This window comes from Thalassospira sp. UBA1131 (assembly GCF_002311515.1).
Classification (GTDB): domain Bacteria; phylum Pseudomonadota; class Alphaproteobacteria; order Rhodospirillales; family Thalassospiraceae; genus Thalassospira.
The window spans coordinates 18310-24044 of sequence record NZ_DCAO01000112.1 but is presented as its reverse complement, the minus strand read 5'-3'; the positions used below and the strand labels follow the sequence as shown (position 1 = coordinate 24044).

At 54.9% G+C, this 5735-nt stretch carries 6 protein-coding genes; 4 read left to right on the top strand and 2 right to left on the bottom strand.

Annotation, left to right across the window (positions count from 1 at the left end; genetic code table 11):
- On the top strand, window positions 1-773 hold a 773-nt coding region (gene queG, locus B3Z49_RS19175; protein ID WP_296993746.1), incomplete at its 5' end, for a tRNA epoxyqueuosine(34) reductase QueG.
- Here the strand turns inward: queG and B3Z49_RS19170 are convergent.
- Window positions 774-1559, bottom strand: a complete 786-nt coding sequence (locus B3Z49_RS19170; protein ID WP_296993743.1) for a phosphodiesterase — start codon at window positions 1557-1559, stop codon at window positions 774-776.
- Window positions 1560-1634: 75 nt separating this feature from the next.
- Here B3Z49_RS19170 and B3Z49_RS19165 point away from each other — a divergent pair, with 75 nt between their 5' ends.
- A complete protein-coding gene (locus B3Z49_RS19165) occupies window positions 1635-1907 on the top strand; it encodes a ribbon-helix-helix domain-containing protein (protein WP_296993740.1) in 273 nt (90 codons plus the stop codon).
- 11 nt (window positions 1908-1918) lie between these two features.
- The gene (gene asnB, locus B3Z49_RS19160; RefSeq protein ID WP_296993737.1) at window positions 1919-3778 is read left to right on the top strand and encodes an asparagine synthase (glutamine-hydrolyzing); all 1860 of its coding nucleotides are present in this window, start codon (window positions 1919-1921) and stop codon (window positions 3776-3778) included.
- Here the strand turns inward: asnB and B3Z49_RS19155 are convergent.
- A complete protein-coding gene (locus B3Z49_RS19155; protein ID WP_063088877.1) occupies window positions 3746-4825 on the bottom strand; it encodes a response regulator in 1080 nt (359 codons plus the stop codon). The genes asnB and B3Z49_RS19155 overlap by 33 nt on opposite strands.
- A gap of 280 nt (window positions 4826-5105) precedes the next feature.
- Here B3Z49_RS19155 and B3Z49_RS19150 point away from each other — a divergent pair.
- Window positions 5106-5735, top strand: a 630-nt coding sequence (locus B3Z49_RS19150; RefSeq protein WP_296993731.1) for a MurR/RpiR family transcriptional regulator, incomplete at its 3' end; no start/stop codon positions are given.

The following is a 5735-nucleotide window of genomic DNA, read 5'->3' as shown; positions in this document are numbered from 1 at the left end:
TTGAACAGTCGGGCGGGGCGGAACAGGTCAAGGTTTTCGTCGATACTGCGCCGGTTCTCGAAAAGCCGTTGGGGCAGGCATCCGGGATCGGGTGGCAGGGAAAACATACGAACCTTGTGTCGCGCGAATTTGGCAGTTGGCTGTTTCTGGGCGAGATTTTTACAACCCTTGATCTGCCAGAAACCGAACCGGAAATCGATCATTGCGGGTCGTGCACCAAATGCCTGTCGGCCTGTCCGACCGACGCCTTTCCAGCCCCCTATAAGCTTGATGCGCGCAAGTGCATTTCGTATCTGACGATCGAGCATGACGGGCCGATCCCGCTGGAATTCCGTAAACCGATGGGCAATCGCATTTATGGCTGTGACGATTGTCTGGCCGTCTGCCCGTGGAACAAGTTTGCCAGCCGGACCGAAGAATTGGCCTTTATTCCGCGCGTCGAACTGACGGCGCCACGATTGGCCGATTTCCTTGATCTGGATGATGCAGGGTTTCGGGCGTTCTTTACCGGATCGCCGATCAAGCGGATTGGCCGCGCGAAATTCCTGCGCAATGTTCTGATTGCTGCTGGCAATAGCGGCGCACCGCGCCTGATCCCGCGCATTGAAAATCTGCTGTCAGATGAAAATGCGTTGATCCGTGCCAGTGCGGTCTGGGCCCTTTCGCAACTGATGAGCGCTGCTGAATTTGCCAGCCTCAAGGACATTCACGCGAAAATCGAAAGCGATCCGGTTGTTCTGGCGGAATGGGATCAGGCCAGTAACGCCGCCTGATCACAATTGCATATCGAACTTCACGAAATTGAAGTGATAACGAAGCCCGCCCTTGGCATCGGCAAAGGCAATCCCGTAACCCGGTCCAAGCGGATTGGGGTCCTGAAGCTCTTCTTCTTTCTCATGACGGAAATCAAGCGGTTCACCCGACTGGGTGCTGTTGCCCAAAACAAATGGGACGCCGAGCCAGGTACCTGTTGCCGGGCGATGCAGATGGCCAAAGAACAGATGTTTGATTTGCGGGTTGGCGGAAACGATTTCACCAAGTGCGTCTTCGGCATCCAGGCGGATGGTATCCATAAACGGCAAGCCCATTGCCATTGGCGGATGATGCATGAACAGGAAGGTTGGCGTATCCCGATGTGCCGTCAGTTCATCGCGCAGCCAGTCAAGGCGTTGCGCACAAAGCGTGCCGTGATGATGGCCGGGAACGACGCTGTCCATCATGACGAAACGCACGCCGTTGAAGGTCTGGCCAAAATTGACAAAGCCGTGGGTGTCGGTTTCGGTTGTCGGGAAGGCCTCACAAAATGCTTCGCGGATGTCGTGATTGCCCGGAATAATCAGATAGGGAATGGCAAGATCAGATAAAATATCGACAGCATTTTCATACTGTTCCGGCGTGCCGCGGTGGGTGATGTCGCCGGTGATGATGCAGATTTCGGCGTCCCGGTGATAGGTGTTCACCTCATCAATGACCTTGCGGAGCGTCGCGGCCGCGTCGGGCAAGCGCGACACGTCATTTCGAGCCAGAATATGAAGGTCGGAAAGATGTATGAATTTCATGTCGATGCCCTATCATGGCGGAAAGCTTTTGAAATCATGGTCGTTTTTGCACCGGAATTAAAGATTTAAACACCGATGGAAGATGCCGTTCGTAAAAGATCAGTGACAATTGCCGGGCACCGGACGAGTTTTTCGCTTGAAGATGCCTTCTGGGAAGAGCTGGTCGGCATTGCACAACGTCGCGCGATGACGCTGGCCGAACTGGTTGTTGAAATCGATACCGACCGCGAAGGCAACTTGTCGAGTGCGCTACGGCTTTATGTTTTGCGTGATCTGCAAAGCCGATTGGCCGGTGACAAGCACGAAGTTGAACTGTCCGATCCTGAAAGCCTCAGCGACCAGAATTAAGCAGGGCATCCATGTGTGGCATTGCGGGCTCGACCCAACCAGACGATCTCAGTGCCGTGGATGCGATGCTCCAACGTCTTGCCCATCGGGGGCCGGACGGCTCTGGTGTCTGGTCTGATTCAAATGGGAAGATCACCCTTGGATGCGTACGCCTTGCCACCACCGATCTGACGGGGCAGGCCAACCAACCGCTTATCAGCACGGACGGTCGATTTGTTTTGGTTTTCAACGGTTATATCGCGGGATATCGGCGCAAGATACAGGCGGCAACCCGCAACGGCATGACATTCCAAACCCGGAATGATGCGGAACTTGTTCTGCAGTTGATGTCCGGCGCAATCCGGCAGGGAAATGATCCTGTACAGGTACTCCAAACCTTGTCGGGGCAATATGCGATTGCATTATGGGATGTGGCGCAATCCTGCCTGTGGCTGGCGCGTGACCCGCTGGGCATCAAACCGCTTTATGTTTTGAGCCGTCCAGGCGGTCATATTGCCTTTGCGTCAGAAATATCTGCGTTCTCTGCAATTTCTCCGCTGGTGCGTGATGAGAGAGTCAAACCGGCATATCTGGCCCATCTGTTTGTCCCTTCACCCAAAACCCGGATAGACGCCGTAGAACTTCTTTCACCCGGCACGCTCATGCACTGGCAGGCGGGTGAGGTTTCCACAGGCCACATCGCACACCCGGCATATCGGGCCGACAAGGCTTCGCAGATACCGACGGCGGGCGACCTGTTGTCTGCCGTTCGTCAATCGGTTGCCGATGCGATGGATGCGGATTGCGAAGTGGGATGTCTGGTTTCGGGTGGGTTGGATAGTGCGGGTGTCGCTGTCTTGGCGTGCGATATTGCGCGCGAACGCGGACAGAGTATTCCCAAGGCATTCGTGATGGGGTTTGATGATCCGGCCCTTGATGAAACGGGGGCTGCGCGAAAACTCTGTCGGCATCTCGGGCAAGAACTGCATGTCGTTGCAGCCCCGACGCAGCCAGACGGCATCTATCAGGAGCTTGTGGCGGCCTTGAATAGTGTCGGCGGGCCCTTTGCCAATCCGTCGATTGTCCTGATGCGATGCCTTGCAAAAGCGGTGGGCGCAGATGTCAAAGTATGTTTGTCAGGCGACGGCGGGGATGAGCTGTTTGGTGGTTATCCACGATATCGGGCCGCACAGCTTTACGAGACATATTGGCACCATGTGCCAAGACCTTTGCGGCGACTGACGGCAAAGATGTATGGCGCGGGCAATCGACGGGAAATCCATCGCTTTCTTGCTGGCGGTTCAGGGGCGCGCAATCATGCCTTTGCCGTTTGGAACAACCGGTGTGTGATACCCGAATGCGACGCCAGAATTGCGCAGCATCCTGATATAGGTGGCAGCCTGACAGACACGATGATGCATTTTGATCGCGATGTGACGCTTCCGGGCAATCAACTTTTGATGTCGGATCGTTGCGGGATGGCCCATGGGCTTGAATATCGCTTGCCGCTTTTGGGGCATGATGTTGTGCGCATCGCGGCGTCAGTACCGGCGAAGCAACATCTTAAACATGGCCCAAAATCCCTGTGGCGCAGAGCCGTTACTCCCTACTTGCCAGCGGGGCATGTTCAACACCACAAGATCGGCTTTAATCCGCCTGTCACAACGTGGCTTTTGGGTGTTGCCCGATATCTGTGGGGGGATGAGAACCGAATTCTTGAGGCGATCTTCGCCGATGTCGCGATTACGCAGGGTTACAAGACGGCATATTGGAAGCGTGCCGTTTCGGGCAAGGATCTGGATATGGCGCTTAGTGTCTGGGCGCTGATGGTCTGGCAAATCTGGCTTGAAGTGGATGGATTAGATATGGGGTGCGCTGCTGATACTGCGTGATCTGCGATACAGATTGAGCGCAGTCAGGGCCGTCGGGGCCAGTTGCACCACTTGGCGCGAGAGTGAAAGCAAGCGGTCTTCATCCGGATCATTGTCTTCGAATACGGATTGGGTGGTTTCGCAAAGTTCAGAAAGCTGGCGCAATCCAAAGGTACCGGATGTGCTTTTAAGCGCATGAACTTCGTTGCGCACCGTGGTCATGTCGTCTTCTGACAGGGCCTTGTCGATCTTGACCAGACGGGATTCCGTTTCATTGATGAAGATCTCGATGCCGCATCCCGCACCTTCGTCCCCAGCATCGGTGTAAAGTTGTTCAAGAATACGCACATCCAGAACCGGACTGGTCAGGGATTCTGGGCGATACGGACGACCGATCCGTGCCCCCTTGCTGCGTTTTTGGGCTGCGTTCGGATCCCCTGTGGTGCCGCTGCGCCGGGTGATCAGTTCCTGCATGGTTTTGATCAGTTTTTGCCGCTGGATGGGTTTGTTGATGAAATCATCGACACCCGACTGGCGGGCAATGACATTCCAGTCACGCGACTGATGGGCGGACAATGCAATGATCGGTGTGCGTGAAACCGGCCCACTCATATGGCGGATACGGCGGGTGGTGTGCAGCCCGTCCATATCGGGCATTTCAACATCCATCAGGATCAGGTCGGCATTCACCCCGCGCTTAAGCATGTTCAGCACCGTCTGGCCATTGCTGGCCTCGACAATGCCATATCCCTCGGCCTGCAGAATGCGGCGCGCCACCATGCGGTTGCTTTCGCTGTCATCGGCAATGATGACGGTGCCGATTTTGGCATCATTGGCAGAGCTGGCCGTTTCAAGACGTTCGGACTGAGGGACTTGAGGCTTGACGAAGCACACCGAAATCATGCCGCCATCGGCAAGTTCGGTCTCATTGAAGATCAGGTCTTCCTCGGCAATCCCGGAGATCAATTGTTCCCACGCCGGATTGGCAAAGACAATCCGTTCGTCTGCATCAAACAGCGCAATGCCTGTCTGTGCCTGATTAAGGGCCTCGATGATCTTCGTTTCCATTGGACATCGACCGATTCGGTGCCCCCGGTTTCCACCAAAGGGCACATTTGAATTTCCCGTATGAAACGCATAGGTTTCATTTGTGAGTCCAGTTATTTTTACAGTTTTTTCTAATAAGTCCATGTTTTTTAGGCGTCACACCGAATGTCCCGGTCCCAAAGATGAAACAGAAGTGCGAAACAGATGTTTCGTGATTTGTATTTTCTGAAACATCTGTTGTGTGTCGCGGCAGCCTGTGGCGTAATCTTGGTCTTCCTGACAGGGCATGGATATTCGGGTGATGGGTTTGCAAACTGATCTGCGTGAAAAGTTAATTTCGGACTACGCAAAGCTTAGTCCGCAAATGCAAAAGGCTGCGCGCTATATCCTGGATCATCCAAATGATGTCGCCCTGCGTTCCATGCGGGCACTGGCCCGTGCCGCAGATGTGCCGCCAAGTACGGTCACCCGGTTGATGACTGCGATTGGCGTCGAAACCTGGCAGGATTTCCGCGACCATTATCAGAGCCGGTTGCTTGATCAGCCCGCAAGCTACGCCCGCCGCGCGCGCGAAACGCAAAAGACCGATAATGATGCTGATCGGGATCAGCATCTTCTTGAAAGCATTTGTCGCACCGAAATCGACAATATCAGTGACGCTTACGCGCCGGATCTTGTGTCACGCATGATTGTGACCTGCGAGGCGATTGAAAACGCCCGGCAGGTCTTCATCGTCGGTCGGGGTGCTGCATACCCGGCCGCGTTCCAGTTTGCCTATGCCTATCGGCTGTTTTGCGACAATGGCGTTCTGGTCGATGGCCATTCAGGCACCTTTGGTGATGAACTGCGCGGTATCGGGCGACGTGACATCATGATTGCTGTCGGGGCAAAACCCTATATCCGCGATACGGTGCGTGCGGTTGAGTTTGCC

Coding starts and splice junctions, on each gene's coding strand:
- B3Z49_RS19170 (WP_296993743.1), bottom strand. CDS start 1,559: ATGAAATTCATACATCTTTCCGACCTTCATATTCTGGCTCGAAATGAC.
- B3Z49_RS19155 (WP_063088877.1), bottom strand. CDS start 4,825: ATGGAAACGAAGATCATCGAGGCCCTTAATCAGGCACAGACAGGCATT.
- asnB (WP_296993737.1), top strand. CDS start 1,919: ATGTGTGGCATTGCGGGCTCGACCCAACCAGACGATCTCAGTGCCGTG.
- B3Z49_RS19165 (WP_296993740.1), top strand. CDS start 1,635: ATGGAAGATGCCGTTCGTAAAAGATCAGTGACAATTGCCGGGCACCGG.